A 16523-nucleotide genomic window follows, 5' to 3' on the forward strand; every position below is an offset into this window, starting at 1 on the left:
CCAAGTGACCCAAGTGAGCCAAGTAAACCAAGTGAGCCAAGCGAGCCAAGTGAGCCAAGTAAACCAAAGCAGCAAGGTAACGTTGAGAAAGATGAAAGTTCAATTTTAGAAACGAAAAAGCAAAAACTATTACCTAAGATGGGTGAAAAAGAAAATGTTTGGCTAGTTATTTTGGGTGGAATTTTGTCATTATCTGTGCCAATCTTTTGGAAATTTCGTAAATAAATAGAATGATTTAAGTGCTAGCCGTTAAGTTGAAAGCTGTTAAAGTTAAATATTATGAAGTATTTTAGGTCATGCAAATCGTAATCTTCCCCTTATTATATTGTATAAAAAAGACGCTAGGAAAAAAGTCCACTCGACTTTTCTCCTAGCGTCTTTATAGTGTTCATTTCAGATTAAAAATTATTTTACAAAGAAAAAAATTTTTTGGCTTTCAATTGAAAAAAGGTTGGATAATTGAATGGTTTTCATCTTTTCTTGATTAAAAAGAACAAGAAATAATAAAAAGTATAGTTATTAATCACTATAAATAATGGAATAGTGCTTCTTTGACAATTGTAAAAAAAACATTGTGTTTTGAAATGTTTTTGTAACATAGCTATTATTTGTTTGACATATCACTGTGTTAAACTGCTCTTAGCGTTAAAAGAGAAGAGAAATTTTTAACCTGTAATTATTATTTATTAAATAAGAAAATAAGACGCCATTCGGAGGAATTTTACGTGAAGAAGAGTTTGTTATCAGCATTATTAGTTTGCTCATTAACACTTGCAGCCGTACCAAGTAATGTAGCCTTTGCAGATACTATTGATGAGAAAATTGAAGCACAGGATCAAAAAATTAACAGCTTACAAGGTCAACAGGCTGATGTTTCCAATCAAATTAGTTCATTAGAAGCTGAAATTGCCGCAGTTGCTGAAAAAGTCAGCGACTTAGAAAATAAACAAGCTAAATTAAATGAAGACACAATGAAATTGCAAGATAAAATCGCTACATTAAAAGTGCGAATTGCTAAACGCGAAGAAGCAATCAAAAAACAAGCTCGCGATGTTCAAGTGAACGGTCAAAGCACAAACTTTATCGATGCAGTTGTTGAGTCTGACTCTCTATCAGATGCTATTGGCCGCGTTCAAGCGATGACAACAATTGTTAAGGCCAACAACGACTTGGTTGCCCAACAAAAACGTGACAAACAAGCAGTTGAAACAAAAGTTAAAGAAAATGAAGAAAAAGTTAACGCACTAGCTGCTAACCAAAAAGAGTTAGAAACACAAAAAAATGCGATTGCCAATAAGCAAGCCGAATTAAATGTCTTAAAAGCTAACTTAGCTGCTGAAGAAGCAACTGCTAAAAGCGACAAAGATAAATTAAATAAACAAAAAGCTCAAGCAGAAGCAGAAGCAGCTCGTATCCGCAAAGAACAAGAAGCAAAAGCTGCAGCTGCTGCAAAAGAAGCAGCTCGTCAAGAAAAATTAGCAGCACAAGCACAACAAGAAACTACTACTCCTGCTAATAATGAATCTGGTTCAACTGCAGGATCAACTGAAACAAATAAACCTGCGCAAGATAACCAAACAGGTAATACTGGTAATAATAACAATAATAATAATTCAAATGATAACGATACAAACAATGACAATAACGACTCTGGTAATAATAACTGGGGTGGTTCAGGTAATGGAATCGATCATTCTGGCTCAGGTAATATGTATGCACAAGGACAATGTACTTGGTATGTAAAACAAGTTGCGCCTTGGGTAGGTACTTACTGGGGTAATGGTGCACAATGGGGTGGTTCAGCTGCTGCTGATGGTTACCGCGTTGATGGAACACCAGCTGCTGGAGCAGTTGTAGTATTTGCTGGTGGCCAAAGTGTTGGTAGTTGGAATGCTGATCCAGTTTATGGTCATGTAGCTTACGTTGAATCATACAATGCAGCCAACAACACAATTACAATTTCACAAGGTGGTATGGGCTTCTCATCACCAACTGGTCCAAACATCGAAACATTAAGCGCATCTGGCTTAACTTATATTCACCGTTAATGTAATGAATCTTCAAGACGTCGATAATATTTCGACGTCTTTTTTTGTTCTGTAAAGGAAGTATAAACTTTCCACACGAAAAAAATTGATTTGACTGCAATAAAATCGTTACGACTAAAAGTTAGGAGGTATAGTTCGCATTTTTAACGTCACTTTATTTTAGAGAGAAACACTTCTATGCTAGAATAAGAAGAATAACATGAAGTGAGCTAAAATAGAGGTGGATAAATTTGGCTGTATTTTTAGGAATCGATATTGGAACCACAGCAATTAAGCTAGGGGTAATTTATGAGCAACAACTATTGTTTGAAACGAGTGTGAAATTAACGACTTATGAAGATAAAGCAGCAAGATACCAACGTGCCTCAGAAATTATCGCTTTGTTAGAAAAAGGGATTTTTCTAATTCCGAAAGATCTACGAAAAAAAATTTCAATAATGAGTTTTAGTACGGCAATGCACAGTTTACGGCCGGCTAATAGTCAAAGGGTCTTTTTGTGGTCAGACTTACAGGCAGGAGAAACGATTGCGGAATTTTCTAAAACAAAATTAGCAAAAGATTTTTATCAACTAACAGGCACACCGATTCATGCAATGTCGCCTTTTGCAAAACTGCTTTATTTTAAAGAAACTAATAAATATCAAGAAGTGACACAATGGTCGGGGTTAAAAGAACTGGTCTTGGAATACTTTACTGGGGAATTTATCATTGATCGCGCTTGTGCTTCAGCTACAGGATATTATGATTTGGAAAAGAAAACGTGGAGTACAGAAATTCTATCTTATCTGGCAATTAAGCCAAATCAATTAGCTGAAATTGTCGACACGACGAAAACACTGGCTATGAAGATAGATAAAATTAAACACTTTGGTTTTGCACCAAGGATAAAAGTTGCAGTTGGTGCTAGCGATGGCACGCTGGCAGCTTATGCCAGTTTTTATCGCACGAAAAGAACAGCCAGTTTAACAATTGGAACGAGTGCAGCAGTCCGACAAATTGTTACCACTGCGCAATTAGAACCAAATAAACAAAATTTTTGTTACTATTTGAATGAAAAATACTTTGTAATTGGTGCACCTTCTAATAACGGTGCGTCATTATTGGAGTGGTCAGCTGCGCAATTAGCAAAAGATTCCTCTTTATTTTTTACCCAATTACCAGAGCTACTAGAAAAAACGACGATCGGTGCGAAGGGATTACGCTTTTTGCCTTATCTAAATGGTGAAAGAGCACCACTTTGGGATGAAACAGTAAGGGGCGGGTTTTATAACTTAACTCTACAACATACACGCGAAGATTTATTACGCAGTGTCATTGAAGGGATGCTATTAAATATTAGGCGTTTAGTAAAATTGGTAGCACCAAAGCAAGTGTTATCAGTAAGCGGTGGCTTTTTTAAAACGACGGAACTTGCGCAGTTGGCTAGTACAATTTTGGGTGCCAAGTGTATTTATGCGCCAGAAAACGAGCCCATTTTTGGCTTGTACTATTTGTATTTCGAGCCAGAAATACCCGCACAAAGAGCAGAATACCAGTTTGTACCAAATCCAAAAGAACAAGTGATTTATGAAAAACTTGCGAAAGATTATTTTCGCTAGTGAAAAGTGTTTCGCTATAAAAAATAGAAATTTTATTGATTGTCTATCTAAAAATTTATCCTATTAAACATATGCAATGAAATTGACTAAAACAAAAAACGCTCGCATTTGCGAACGTTTTTTGCCTTTATGGGAAAATAAGAAATGAACAAGGTTAAGGTAATTTAATAACATTTTCGCTATCTTTATCAAAGAAATGAGCTTTATTGATATTGAAAGCAAGGTCAATGAATTCACCTGGTTTATGGAAATCACGGGCATCAACTTTTGATACAAATTCAGTTTCGCCAGTTTTTGTATACAACATGGATTCTGCTCCAAGTAATTCTGAAACAACGACTTCAGCGTTAACTGTTGCTTCTGGTGAAGCGTCAATTGCGACTTGTTCAGAGTGAATATCTTCCGGACGAATACCAAAGATAACTTCTTTTCCTTCGTAACCTTTTTCAACTAAAATTTTATTTTTTCCTTCTGGAATACGTAATTTTAAGCCATAGCCATCTGTGATTACTCCGTTATTTAATGTAACGTTGAAGAAGTTCATAGCAGGAGAGCCAATGAAGCCTGCAACAAAGACATTTACCGGTGTATCGTATACTTGTTGCGGTGTGCCGATTTGTTGGATAAAACCATCTTTCATGATAACAATTCGGTCAGCCATTGTCATAGCTTCAGTTTGGTCATGGGTTACGTAAATTGTAGTTGTGTTTAAGCGTTGGTGTAATTTCGCAATTTCAGCACGCATGGCAACACGTAATTTTGCATCTAAGTTTGACAAAGGTTCATCCATTAAGAAGACTTTTGCATCACGAACGATTGCACGACCTAACGCAACCCGTTGACGTTGTCCACCAGATAAAGCGGCAGGTTTACGGTCTAAATATTCTGTTAAGCCTAAAATTTCAGCCGCATTTTCAACCCGTGTTTTAATATCTGCTTTGTCATATTTACGTAATTTCAAACCAAAAGCCATGTTATCAAATACTGTCATATGTGGGTATAATGCGTAGTTTTGGAATACCATGGCGATGTCGCGATCTTTTGGTGCAACGTCATTCATGACTTTTTCGCCAATTGAAAGTTCGCCTTCTGTAATATCTTCAAGGCCAGCAATCATTCGTAAAGTTGTTGATTTACCACAACCTGAAGGACCAACGAAAACGATAAATTCGCGATCTGCGATATTCAAATTAAAATCTGTAACAGAATAGTTTTCCGCATTGTCGTATTTTTTATAGACATGATTTAATGCCATTTGTACCATAATGATTACCTCTTTTTCTTTTTATTGTTTTGCTATGAACTTAGTATATATGTAACCGTTTTTATTTGTTAGGTCAGAATGCACAAAATCAGTCATTTTTTTTGTGCACTTTTTTGAAAATGGTTTCATTTTTTGTAGCAGCAAATTTTTTTGTTTATTAAAACTTGAATTGACCGACTTTTCAGCGCATATACAGACAATGAGCGAAAAAAATTTTATTTTTTTTGTTGACAAAAAAATTTGACTAGCGTAAACTTCATTTCAACAAATAAATAAACTTTCGTTGATGAGGAAAGTAAGTTTGGCGGACATTTTAGAGAGACACTGGTTGGTGGAAAGTGTTATGGACAAAATACTGAAAATGGCCTTGGAGAAAAAGTATGTCGATAAGTAGGCAGCTTCGGAATGTTTCACCGTTAAAAGAAACACCAATACTTTACGGGATATTTGGTAAACGTTGGATAGAGGAAAGCATAGCTTTCAAACAAAGGTGGTAACACGATTATTCGTCCTTTTATAGATTATTTTCTATAAAAGGGCTTTTTTTATATATAAATTACGATGACCAGGTAAGTAGACAGTGAATTTTTTTAACAGAGAGCTTCGGTAGCTGAGAAGAAGTAAAAATGAAGTTGTTGAAAATGGCCTGATAGTAAATTATTTTCGAGCTAAAAAGTAAGAAGATAACGGGGGCGCCCGCTACAGCGCTAGAGTATGCTAGTACTTGAAGAGGAATTTAGCGTGAGCTAAATTCAAAATGAGGTGGTAACACGCAAAAAGCGTCCTCAAGCAAAGAAAATTTCTTTGTTTGAGGATGCTTTTTTTGTATCAATGATTTTTTGAAAGGATGAAGATAATGGGGCAAAAACGAATGTGATGCTTTTGAAAAGACGGCATAAGACGGATTTTTAGGAGGAGAAACATGATTGATTTAAAAAATATTTCGGTGACATTTACCCAAGATAAAGATAAGGTGATCAATGCTGTTACCGATGTAGATTTGCATATCCAAAAAGGAGATGTATATGGAATTGTCGGGTATTCAGGAGCCGGTAAAAGTACATTAGTGCGTGTGATTAATTTATTGCAACGACCAACAAGGGGTACGGTGACGATTAATAATACAGAATTAACTGCCTTAAAGGATAAAAAACTACGAGAAAAACGCAAAGAAATTGGGATGATTTTCCAACATTTCAATTTGATGAATAGTCGAACGATTTTTGAAAACGTGGCATTTTCCCTTAAATACACAGGAAAATCCAAACAGGAGCGTCAACAAAAAGTCGATGAACTATTAGCGTTGGTGGGTATAAAAGATAAAGCAAATAGTTATCCCGCACAATTATCCGGTGGTCAAAAGCAGCGCGTGGCGATTGCACGTGCTTTAGCGAATAATCCGAGTATTTTATTATGTGATGAAGCGACGAGTGCACTTGATCCTAAAACAACATCACAGATTTTAGCCCTTTTAAAAGATCTAAATAAGAAATTGGGCTTAACAATTATCATAATTACACATGAGATGCAGGTGGTAAAAGAAATTTGTAATAAAGTCGCTGTCATGGAAGCTGGCAAAATTATTGAAAAAGGTAGCAGTATTCAAGTTTTTAGCCAACCAAAGCAAGCATTAACCCGCGATTTTATTCGGACAGCAACCCATATTGATCAAGCCCTCGAGACTATTTTAACAAGCGAAAAATTTAGTCGCTTAGCAGAAAATGAATGGTTAGTGGAATTGGCGTATGTAGGCGATCAGACCAACGAACCTTTGATTGCACAGCTATATAGCCGCTATCAAGTTGTGACCAATATTTTATATGGCAACGTTGAAATTATTCAAGATGTGCCACTAGGAAGTTTAGTTGTGACGTTGGCAGGAGAAGAAAATCAGCGACGCCAAGCCTTAAAACATTTACAAAAACTTGGCGTTTATACGAATGTTTTAAAATACTCGAAAGAAAGCGCCAAAGTTGTGAGTGGAGGTTTTTAGAATGCAGGCATTATTAGAAAAATATTTCCCCAATGTACTTGCAATACCAGACGAATTTATTGAAGCAACCAAACAAACATTGTACATGTCATTTTGGACCGCATTGTTTGGAGGCGTTTTGGGGATTTTATTAGGTGTTGTGTTAGTTGTAAGTCGTCCTGGTGGAATTTTACAAAAACGGCCATTATACAATGTTCTAGATAAATTAATTAATATTGTACGCTCGATTCCTTTTATTATTATGTTGTCGCTTTTAGCTTTAGTTACTCGCTTTATCGTGGGGACAACTATTGGGGAAAAAGCCGCTTTAGTACCTTTAGTGGTGGGGGTAGTGCCATTTTTTGCTCGTCAAATTGAAAATGCTCTGTTAGAAGTTGATTCAGGAGTAGTGGAGGCAGCGCAAGCAATGGGAACAAGTCCGGTGGGCATTATTTTTAGGGTGTATTTATTAGAAGGTTTGCCAGGAATCATCCGTGTTAGTGCTCTAACCATTATTAACGTTATTGGCTTAACCACAATGGCAGGAGCTGTCGGAGCTGGTGGTTTAGGAAATCTAGCTATTTCTAGGGGCTATAATCGTTTTCAAACCGACGTGACGATTGTTGCAACACTGTTGATATTAATTTTAGTCTTTATCAGTCAATTTATTAGCAATCAAATTATTAAAAAAATTAGTCATTAGAATACGAAATTATTTGGAGGAATAAAAAATGAAAAAATTAGTTAAATTAGGTTTTGTCGCAGTCGCGTTGTTGTTAGTTGCCACAGGATGTTCAAAAGGAAATGCCAAAACAAAGGATGATACAAAAGAAACTACGGTCAAATTAGGGGTTATCGGTTCAGATACAGATGTTTGGGATAATGTAAAAGAACGTCTCAAAAAAGACGGCATTAATTTAGAATACGTAAAATTTACGGACTACAATCAGCCTAATGCAGCGTTAGCGGATAAATCCATTGATTTGAATGCTTTTCAACATCAATTTTTCTTAGATAATTACAACAAAGAACATGGGACCAATCTTGTGTCAATTGGGAATACTGTTAATGCACCATTAGGAATTTATTCAGACAAACTAAAAGATGTGAAAGAATTAAAAGACGGTGCTAAGGTTGCGATTCCAAATGATGTGACAAATGGCGGACGGGCATTACTGCTTTTACAAACAGCCGGCTTAATTAAAGTAGATCCAGCTAAAAAGCAAACGCCCACAGTTTCTGACATTACAGAAAACAAAAAAGATTTGAAAATCACTGAATTAGATGCTGCGCAAACAGCGCGGGCTTTATCAGATGTTGCGATTTCTGTTATTAACAGTGGTGTTGCAGTTGATGCAGGATTTACACCTACTAAAGATGCAATCTTTTTAGAACCGGTGGATGATAACGCACGCCCTTATGTCAATATTATCGTTGCACGTAAAGAAGATGAAAATAATAAAATTTATCAAAAAATTGTAACAGTCTACCAAACAAATGAAACAAAAAAAGTGATTGAAGAAACGTCAAAAGGTTCAAGTGTACCAGCGTGGGAAACTTTTGGTCGTAAGTGATTAACTAGCATTTCAATAATAGAAAAGAAAACTGCACGTTAAAACGATTCGGTTATATTTATAAAAAATTGAGGAGTGAACAGTATGCCAACAACAACAAGAAAACAACACATTGAAGAATTTATTGCAACGCATTTACCAACTTATCAAGAACTTGCGTTAGATATTCATCAGCATCCCGAAGTCAGTAATTATGAATTTTATTCTTCAGATGTTTTAATTCGACAATTGGAAAAAGAAGGATTTTCTGTCAAAAAAGATGTCGCCGGACACCGAACAGGATTTGACGCCCGCTTTACTGCAGGAAAACCTGGACCCGTGATTGTTTTTTTAGCTGAATTTGATGCGTTAGCTGGAATTGGTCATGCTTGTGGACACAATCTTTTTGGAACCTATTCTGTTTTAGCTGCGAGTGCATTGAAAGATTTGATTGCAGATTTTGGTGGCGAAATTCGCGTTTATGGTACACCTGGTGAAGAAGGGGGCGAAAATGGTTCAGCGAAGGGAAGTTTTGTGCGAGATGGTTTCTTTGCTGATGTTGATGCAGCTTTGTGTGTTCACCCAGCTTACCATTATGGCAAAACGACAGCTTCTTTAGCCAATGATCCTGTCGACATTAAATTTTATGGGCGTGCCTCCCATGCCGCCGGAGCACCAGAAAAAGGGATTAGTGCCTTAGAAGCATTATTACAAGTTTCCAATGGAATCAATGGTTTACGTTTGTATTTGCCAAAAGATGTAAACATTCATGGCATTATTACTGATGGCGGACTAGCAGCCAATGTAATTCCTGAATATGCGGCAGGCCGCTTTTATCTGCGGGCTAAAAATCGGAGTACTTTAAATGAAGTATATCAAAAGGTAGAAAATGTGGTAAAAGCCGCTGCATTAGCAACTGGAGCGCGCTATGAATTTGGTCTTTTCCAAAATTCAGTCGACGATGTGATTGTAACTCCAAGTTTTGACGAATTGTTTTTCAACCATTTAGCCCAATTGAATATTCCAACTGAGGAAATAGAAACAGAAATACGCACAAGTTTAGGCTCTTCTGATGTCGGAAATGTTAGTCAAGTTGTTCCAACAATTCAACCGACAGTTTCTATTTCAGATGATTATATCGCCGGTCACTCTGAAGAATTTAAAGCAGCGGCTAAAAGTGAAAAGGGATTGGCATCTATTGCTATTGCAGCACAACTTCTAGCTCAAACAGCCTTAGATTTATTTGAACAGCCCGAATTATTGGCTAAAATTAAGGGCGATCATAAAACAAGCTTGGCAAAGGGAAACTAATTTTTTCTAAATGCGTCAAAAAAATCGCGCCCAAAACAACTGGGCACGATTTTTTTATTTATAATTCAGAAAAACAGGTGATTAGTAGATGACAAAACATCAGGTCATCCATTTTTTTTAAGTCTAAACCAGTTGCCTCTTGAAATTTATCAATCCGATAGCTAATGGTATTACGATGTAAGAATAACGTCTTAGCAGCTGAACTAACATTTCCTTGTGCCTGCCACAAGGCTTCCAAAATGGAAACCATCTCTGAGTCACTAAACCAGCGGTCATGTAAGTTTTTAAACAACGTAATTTCCCCCATGGTATCTCCAATCAGGTACATAATCGCTGAATTTGAAAGTGTAAAATTTTGTTGACTATTGTTCCGATGAGATTGTTGCAAAAAGATTTGGCGTTCGGTTTGAAAATCTATAGCCAATGCTTGGCTGAGCTTGTGGAAGCTTCCGACAAAGACTTGACTGTAACAGTTGAAGTCGCTATCCAGCGCTTGAAAAATACCAAACAATTCATCGGTTGAAAAATTTCCAACGTCTTTATTTTCGACTAAAATAAAAGTGTCAAAACTAAGCCAAAAACTATCAGAAACAGTTTGGATTATTTCACTTGCTGCATGCTGCCAAGCGGCTTTTTCAAAAGATTTGCCGCTTTTTACTTTTATTTGCAAAATGCGTACGTATCCTGTGTGACTAGGAATTTCCCCTTTAAATAAGATGCGGTAAAAACGGTGGCTGATGACATCTTTTGGTTCACTAATAGTAGGTAAAAATAGCTGCAGCAATTTACGTTCATTTTCATTTAATTGACTGGCAATGAGTAAGGCATATCCTTCTTCAAGGGGGATACAATAAAATTTTGGATCATCTAGGGCAATGTTACTAAAGCGCGCATCGGGGTAGATTTGTTGGATTTTATCAAAGGTCATAATAGACTCCTTTAGTAGTTGGTACAAATTTTATCGGGAATACATAAAAAGCAATTTATTTGGCTAAAGCGCGGACCGCTATAATATTTTCATTTTGTGCTAAACCATCGATAATTTCTGCCGATCTATCTGCACTAATAAAAGCAATGACATAATTTTTTCTGAAAATTTTGATTTCGTCTTGGGTATCCACATAGTAATCGGTCGTAATAGCTTTTATCCCGCGACTTTTGAAAAATTCATGAATAAAAGGTTCAGCTTCATCTGGATGAATATATTTAATTTGAAAATTTTTGTTTGTCGGGACATGGACGATTTTTTTTAGCAATACCAAAACTGCAATGACCGCGATAAAACTAAGTAAGGCAATGGCATAATACCCCATGCCGATGGCAAGACCTAATCCTGCAGTCGCCCAAAGCGAGGCAGCAGTAGTTAACCCGCGAATGGAATGGTGGGTAACAACAATTGTCCCAGCTCCTAAAAAACCAATACCACTAACCACTTGCGCGATTAAACGCGCCTGGTCCGCCCGGATTACAGTTGCGATTTGCGGATTATTTTTAGCAAAGATAACGGCTTGGGCGGCAATTTCTTGCTGCATCATGGCAATGATACACGCCCCGATTCCAACTAAAATATGGGTCCGCATTCCCGCTGGCCGATTTTTTTGTTCGCGATCAAAACCAATAATGCCACTGGTTAAAATCACTAAAGCAAGACGACATAAAATTTCCCCCACACTAACACGAAACATGAGCTCTCCTCCTTTACAATAATGAGCAACTGCCAAAAGCAGTCTTTACAAGCTGAAATGAAAGGAATAAATGACAATAGCATTTTTTGGCTAAAACCTGCAGTAGCTTCTCTTCCACTATAATCTTCTGGCAAAAATTCCGCAAATAAAATTCTGACCTTAGCAAAAAAAGAGTTTTTAGATAATTGAAAGTTTATACAAAAGCCTTTTGAATCTTATTATTTAATTGCTTGTAACATGTTACGGGAAATGTAACATGTTTTCTTTATCACAAGTTGCATTCTAAAACTTTGAAAACCCTTTCTAAAATCTTGGTGTCACGCTATGCTGAGTATGTCAAAAGCATTACTCGAGTAAAGACAACTATATTAATTATCTAAAGGAGCGTTATACCATGCAAAAAAGAGATTTTATCGACACAAATGATTTTACTAAAGCAGAAATTGAATATTTAATCGCATTAGCCTTAAAAATTAAAGATAGTATCAAACATGGGCATTATCCTTTGCTACTTAAAAATAAAACATTGGGGATGATTTTTGAACAATCTTCTACCCGTACGCGTGTATCTTTTGAAACTGCAATGACACAACTGGGGGGACATGCGCAATACTTAGCCCCTGGTCAAATTCAATTAGGTGGACACGAAAGTCTAGCTGATACAGCTCGGGTATTATCTCGCTTAGTAGATATTTTAATGGCACGAGTAGAACGTCATGAATCTGTTGTTGCACTTGCCAAAGATGCGACAATTCCAGTTATTAATGGAATGAGTGATTATAACCACCCAACTCAAGAATTAGGCGACATTATCACGATGACAGAACATCTACCAGCTGGTAAAAAATTGTCTGACTGTAAAATTGTGTTTGTTGGCGATGCAACGCAAGTTTGTGTTTCAACAATGTTTATGGCCACAAAAATGGGAATGGACTTTGTTCAATTTGGGCCTAAAGGGTTCCAAATTAAAGAAGAAACGTTGGCGATTGGCAAATCCAATGCCCAAAAATCTGGTGGTAGCGTATTAATCACAGAAGATGCTGATGAAGCGTTAAAAGATGCTGATTTTGTTTACACCGATGTTTGGTATGGCTTGTATGAAGCAGAATTATCAGAAGAAGAGCGGATGAATGTTTTCTATCCTAAATATCAAGTCAATGATGAATTAATGGCTAAAGCTGCACCAGATGCTAAATTTTTACATTGCTTGCCTGCCACACGTGGTGAAGAGGTTACGGATGAAGTATTAGATGGCAGTCAATCGGTTGTTTTAGATGAAGCCGAAAATCGTTTGACAGCAATGCGGGCATTATTAGTTTATTTCTTAAATCCTTATTTGGATTATGCCGATGATGCATTGGCTGCTAAATTTGATGGCGAATTGCAATACATGTTGCAACCAAAACGTCAATTAGAACGTAAAGACTAGTAAGCTTTCTGAAATTTGAAAAGCTGTGACAAACTTGACGTACTTTCATATAAACTGCGTCAAGTTTGCAGCAGTTTTTCATCTTTGGCTCATTGAAAGGAGCACGATTATGAAGGAAAAGAAAAAGTTTCGTCTTTTTGATGCGGTCTTAATGGCCGTAGTTGTTATTCTAGTAGTAGAGTCTGCCGCGCCGGCCGCTGCAATCGGTTCTTCGCAATTTTTCTGGTGGGGCTTATTGTTAATTTTATTTTTCCTACCCTACGGTTTAATCTCCGCAGAACTTGGTACCACTTATGATGACGAAGGCGGCATTTACGATTGGGTAAAAAAAGCCTATGGTCGTCGTTGGGGAGCTCGAGTAGCTTGGTTTTATTGGATTAACTTTCCAATTTGGATGGCAAGCCTTGCAGTTTTGTTCCAAGAAGTTTTAAGCCAAATTTTTCAACTACAGTTAAGCACACCGGTTTTAATTTTAATTCAGTTGATTTTCATTTGGTTTGTAACGATTATCAGCTGCTATCCTGTTAGTGATAGTAAATGGATTTTAAATTTAGCGGCTTTTGCTAAAGTGGCAATTATGGTTTGTTTGGGAATCTTAGGGATTTACCATGCCATGACTAAAGGGATGGCAAATGATTTTTCTGGTGCGGCTTTGTTACCAAAATTTGATATTCAAAATTTAAGCTTTTTATCCGTGATTTTATTTAACTTCTTGGGTTTTGAAGTAGTAACTACTTTAGCAAGTGATATGGATAATCCTAAAAAGCAAATTCCCCAAGCAATTATTTATGGCGGAATTCTAATTGCCTTTTTCTATTTGTTTGCCGCTTTTGGAATGGGGGCAGCTGTACCAGCAGATCAACTTTCCGCTTCCGGGGGATTAATTGATAGTTTTATTTTATTAGTTGGCGGATTAAATCCATTTGTAGTGATTATTGGCATCTTATTTATGTACACGCTTGCTGCTAATCTTATTTCATGGGCATTAGGGGTAAACTATGTTGCTTTATATGCGGCTAAAAATCAAGATATGCCAGCCATTTTTGCAAAAGAAAATCCTAAAAATGATATGCCAGTGGGAGCTTCAGTCGTCAATGGTGTCATTGCCTCGATTTTGGTTGTTGCCGCACCGTTTATTCCAAACGAAAATATTTTTTGGGCCTTCTTTTCATTAAATGTCGTAGCCTTATTACTTTCTTATATTATGATGTTTCCAGCCTTTTTAAAATTACGAAAAATTGATCCTAATGCTGTTCGTCCTTTTAAAGTCCCTGGACCAAACTGGTTAATGAAAATTATGACCTTTGTCCCAATGATTTTATTAATTATTACGTTAATTTTTTCTATCGTGCCCCTAGATGGTAGTGCCGCGGAAATGAATGCTAAAATACCTGTTTTAATCGGTACGATTTTGGCTTTTGTTATTGGGGAAATCGTAATCCGATATTCAGCAAAAGAAAAACATGGAAAAGGAGTCATTACAGATGAAAACAATTGATAGCTCACCACGTCAAGATGGATTTAAAATGCCTGGAGAATTTGCACCACATGAAGGAGTTTACATGTTATGGCCACAACGTCCGGATAACTGGCGTGATGGTGGCAAGCCTGCCCAACAGGCTTTTGTCGAAGTAGCCAAAGCAATTGCGGAATTTGAAGTTGTAACCATGGGAGTAAATTTCGATCAGTACAATAATGCACGGCATATGTTACCTGACAATATTCGCGTAGTAGAAATTGCAAGTGATGATTCTTGGGTAAGAGATTGCGGACCAACTTTTGTAACCAACGGCAAAGGCGAGACCCGTGGAGTAGATTGGACGTTTAACGCATGGGGTGGTTTAGTAGATGGGCTGTATTTTCCATGGGATAAAGATGATCAAGTCGCTCAAAAAATTTGTGAGAATGAATGGAAAGATCGCTATCGATTAAATGATTTCGTTTTAGAAGGTGGTTCAATCCATGTGGATGGTGAAGGTACGTTAATTACGACAGAAGAATGCTTGTTATCAGAAGGACGCAATCCACAATTGTCTAAAGAACAGATTGAGAATATTTTAAAAGAATATTTGAATATTGAAAAAGTGATTTGGTTAAAACGTGGTATTTATTTAGATGAAACAAATGGCCATGTTGATAATATTGCCAATTTTGTGGCACCTGGTGAAATTGCTTTGGCCTGGACAGATGATAAGAATGATCCACAATATGAAATTTCAAAAGAATGCTTGGATATTTTAGAAAATGAAACAGATGCCAAAGGACGTAAAATCAATGTGACCAAATTATATGTTCCAAAACCAATTTTAATTAATGAAGAAGAAAGTGGTGGTGTTGACGCGGTAGATGGCACTCTGCCACGACAAGTGGGCGATCGTCTAGCAGCTAGTTATGTGAATTACTATACTGCAAATGGCGGCATTATTTATCCGTTATTTGGAGATGCAATGGATGAAAAGGCCAAAGAAACTTTACAAGCATTATATCCAGATCGTAAAATCGTTGGTGTTTACGCCCGTGAAATCTTATTAGGTGGTGGGAATATCCACTGTATTACGCAACAAATTCCTAAAGGGGAGGCATAATAATGACAAAAACAGTTGTCGTCGCTTTAGGAGGTAATGCTATTTTAACTGACGATCCAACTGCAACGGGACAACAAAAAGCATTGGCAAAAACTGCAACTGCTTTGATTAGTTTAGTTGTAGCTGGCTACAAAGTAGTGATTTCTCATGGCAATGGTCCACAAGTAGGAAATTTATTATTACAGCAAAAAGCAGCCGCTTCCCCGGAAAATCCAGAAATGCCATTGGATACGAGTGTTGCCATGACACAAGGCAGCATTGGGTATTGGTTAACACAAGCTTTGGATAATGAATTAAAAAAAAGAGGACTAGAAAAGCCCGTTGCAGCGCTTTTAACGCAAGTTATCGTAGCAGCGGAGGATCCGGGATTTGTTAATCCTACTAAACCAGTAGGCCCATTTTTGACAGCCGAAAAAGCGCAAGCTGAAATGAAAATCAGCGACGCCGTATACAAAGAAGATGCCGGTCGCGGTTGGCGTAAAGTTGTTGCTTCACCTAAACCGATTGGAATCGTTGAAGCTGAAACGATTAAAGCTTTGGTTGCAACGGATACTTTAGTTGTAGCAGGTGGTGGTGGCGGTATTCCCGTCATTACAACAGCTGCGGGACTAGTTGGTGTAGAAGCAGTCATTGATAAAGATTTTGCCTCTGAAAAAATCGCCGAAATCGTTGCCGCCGATGAGCTAATCATTTTAACTGGTGTACCTAATGTTGCGGTTCACTTTAATACACCGGAGCAAAAAAATCTCGCTACAGTGGATATTGAAACTTTAGAAACGTATAAAAAAGCTGGCGAGTTTGCTCCAGGGAGTATGTTGCCAAAAGTGGAAGCCGCCTTAGCCTTTGTCAAAGCACAACCAAATGCCAGAGCTGTGATTACCTCTTTAGATAATTTAGATGCGTTATTAAATGAAGATGCCGGTACGATTATTTATGGCAATCAAAATTTAGAACAAAAAAGTCATTTAAAAGATTTCATCACCAATTAAACCAAAGAAAAAAGTCGAGCCAAAAGGGTCGGCTTTTTCTGACAAAAAATAAAAATCAGATTGTAGCTGTGGTATATTTAAAGTGCAGT

The 16523-nt window shown here is 37.1% G+C and carries 14 protein-coding genes and 2 other annotated features; of the genes, 11 read left to right on the forward strand and 3 right to left on the reverse strand.

The annotated features are described in order from the left end of the window. The 3 genes from JZO76_RS09305 to JZO76_RS09315 all read left to right on the forward strand — a co-directional run. Positions 1–225: LPXTG cell wall anchor domain-containing protein (locus JZO76_RS09305; RefSeq protein WP_206903801.1), on the forward strand; the 225-nt coding region annotated here is incomplete at its 5' end. Between the two features lie 500 nt (positions 226–725). Beyond that, a complete protein-coding gene (locus JZO76_RS09310) occupies positions 726–2048 on the forward strand; it encodes a CHAP domain-containing protein (RefSeq protein WP_206903802.1) in 1323 nt (440 codons plus the stop codon). Between the two features lie 230 nt (positions 2049–2278). Beyond that, positions 2279–3646 carry a gluconokinase gene (locus JZO76_RS09315; RefSeq protein ID WP_206903803.1) on the forward strand — a complete coding sequence of 456 codons (1368 nt, stop codon included), beginning with the start codon at positions 2279–2281 and terminating at the stop codon, positions 3644–3646. Positions 3647–3800: 154 nt separating this feature from the next. Here JZO76_RS09315 and JZO76_RS09320 read toward each other — a convergent pair whose 3' ends face one another. After that, a complete protein-coding gene (locus JZO76_RS09320; protein ID WP_206903804.1) occupies positions 3801–4910 on the reverse strand; it encodes an ABC transporter ATP-binding protein in 1110 nt (369 codons plus the stop codon). 274 nt (positions 4911–5184) lie between these two features. Continuing rightward, positions 5185–5427: a binding site (T-box leader), on the forward strand. Between the two features lie 35 nt (positions 5428–5462). Beyond that, positions 5463–5700: a binding site (T-box leader), on the forward strand. 132 nt (positions 5701–5832) lie between these two features. Here JZO76_RS09320 and JZO76_RS09325 point away from each other — a divergent pair. The 4 genes from JZO76_RS09325 (at position 5833) to JZO76_RS09340 (ending at position 9746) form a co-directional block, all read left to right on the forward strand. Further along, positions 5833–6903, forward strand: coding sequence for a methionine ABC transporter ATP-binding protein (locus tag JZO76_RS09325; RefSeq protein ID WP_206903805.1), 1071 nt, complete (start codon positions 5833–5835; stop codon positions 6901–6903). A 1-nt stretch (position 6904) separates the two neighbouring features. After that, positions 6905–7585 carry a methionine ABC transporter permease gene (locus tag JZO76_RS09330; RefSeq protein ID WP_206903806.1) on the forward strand — a complete coding sequence of 227 codons (681 nt, stop codon included), beginning with the start codon at positions 6905–6907 and terminating at the stop codon, positions 7583–7585. Positions 7586–7613: 28 nt separating this feature from the next. Then, entirely contained in the window at positions 7614–8456 is an 843-nt protein-coding gene (locus JZO76_RS09335) for a MetQ/NlpA family ABC transporter substrate-binding protein (protein ID WP_206903807.1), read from the forward strand. Between the two features lie 84 nt (positions 8457–8540). Then, on the forward strand, positions 8541–9746 hold the full coding sequence (locus tag JZO76_RS09340; RefSeq protein WP_206903808.1) for a M20 family metallopeptidase: 1206 nt from the start codon (positions 8541–8543) through the stop codon (positions 9744–9746). Between the two features lie 58 nt (positions 9747–9804). On the opposite strand, the gene JZO76_RS09345 is transcribed toward JZO76_RS09340, so the two are convergent. Both JZO76_RS09345 and JZO76_RS09350 read right to left on the reverse strand, forming a co-directional pair. Further along, positions 9805–10674 carry a helix-turn-helix domain-containing protein gene (locus JZO76_RS09345; protein WP_206903809.1) on the reverse strand — a complete coding sequence of 290 codons (870 nt, stop codon included), beginning with the start codon at positions 10672–10674 and terminating at the stop codon, positions 9805–9807. 55 nt (positions 10675–10729) lie between these two features. Continuing rightward, positions 10730–11431: an MgtC/SapB family protein gene (locus JZO76_RS09350; RefSeq protein ID WP_206903810.1), complete on the reverse strand. Its 702-nt coding sequence runs from the start codon at positions 11429–11431 to the stop codon at positions 10730–10732. A 394-nt stretch (positions 11432–11825) separates the two neighbouring features. On the opposite strand from JZO76_RS09350, the gene ptcA reads away from it, so the two are divergent. From ptcA to arcC, 4 genes are all read left to right on the forward strand, one after another. Further along, entirely contained in the window at positions 11826–12860 is a 1035-nt protein-coding gene (gene ptcA / locus JZO76_RS09355; RefSeq protein WP_206903811.1) for a putrescine carbamoyltransferase, read from the forward strand. 109 nt (positions 12861–12969) lie between these two features. Beyond that, a complete protein-coding gene (locus JZO76_RS09360; RefSeq protein ID WP_206903812.1) occupies positions 12970–14358 on the forward strand; it encodes an APC family permease in 1389 nt (462 codons plus the stop codon). Further along, a complete protein-coding gene (gene aguA / locus JZO76_RS09365; protein WP_206903813.1) occupies positions 14345–15445 on the forward strand; it encodes an agmatine deiminase in 1101 nt (366 codons plus the stop codon). Before JZO76_RS09360 ends, aguA begins: the two co-directional genes overlap by 14 nt. A 2-nt stretch (positions 15446–15447) precedes the next feature. Next, complete coding sequence (arcC, locus tag JZO76_RS09370) at positions 15448–16434, forward strand: carbamate kinase (RefSeq protein WP_206903814.1); 987 nt, start codon at positions 15448–15450, stop codon at positions 16432–16434. Positions 16435–16523 lie beyond the last annotated feature (89 nt).

This window comes from Candidatus Enterococcus myersii (assembly GCF_017316025.1).
GTDB lineage: Bacteria > Bacillota > Bacilli > Lactobacillales > Enterococcaceae > Enterococcus_C > Enterococcus_C montenegrensis.

What these genes read in the sequence shown, in the direction of transcription:
- arcC (WP_206903814.1), top strand. Translation starts at nt 15,448, where the DNA reads ATGACAAAAACAGTTGTCGTCGCTTTAGGAGGTAATGCTATTTTAACT.
- JZO76_RS09330 (WP_206903806.1), top strand. Translation starts at nt 6,905, where the DNA reads ATGCAGGCATTATTAGAAAAATATTTCCCCAATGTACTTGCAATACCA.
- aguA (WP_206903813.1), top strand. Translation starts at nt 14,345, where the DNA reads ATGAAAACAATTGATAGCTCACCACGTCAAGATGGATTTAAAATGCCT.
- JZO76_RS09325 (WP_206903805.1), top strand. Translation starts at nt 5,833, where the DNA reads ATGATTGATTTAAAAAATATTTCGGTGACATTTACCCAAGATAAAGAT.
- JZO76_RS09335 (WP_206903807.1), top strand. Translation starts at nt 7,614, where the DNA reads ATGAAAAAATTAGTTAAATTAGGTTTTGTCGCAGTCGCGTTGTTGTTA.
- JZO76_RS09345 (WP_206903809.1), bottom strand. Translation starts at nt 10,674, where the DNA reads ATGACCTTTGATAAAATCCAACAAATCTACCCCGATGCGCGCTTTAGT.
- JZO76_RS09320 (WP_206903804.1), bottom strand. Translation starts at nt 4,910, where the DNA reads ATGGTACAAATGGCATTAAATCATGTCTATAAAAAATACGACAATGCG.
- ptcA (WP_206903811.1), top strand. Translation starts at nt 11,826, where the DNA reads ATGCAAAAAAGAGATTTTATCGACACAAATGATTTTACTAAAGCAGAA.
- JZO76_RS09350 (WP_206903810.1), bottom strand. Translation starts at nt 11,431, where the DNA reads ATGTTTCGTGTTAGTGTGGGGGAAATTTTATGTCGTCTTGCTTTAGTG.
- JZO76_RS09360 (WP_206903812.1), top strand. Translation starts at nt 12,970, where the DNA reads ATGAAGGAAAAGAAAAAGTTTCGTCTTTTTGATGCGGTCTTAATGGCC.
- JZO76_RS09340 (WP_206903808.1), top strand. Translation starts at nt 8,541, where the DNA reads ATGCCAACAACAACAAGAAAACAACACATTGAAGAATTTATTGCAACG.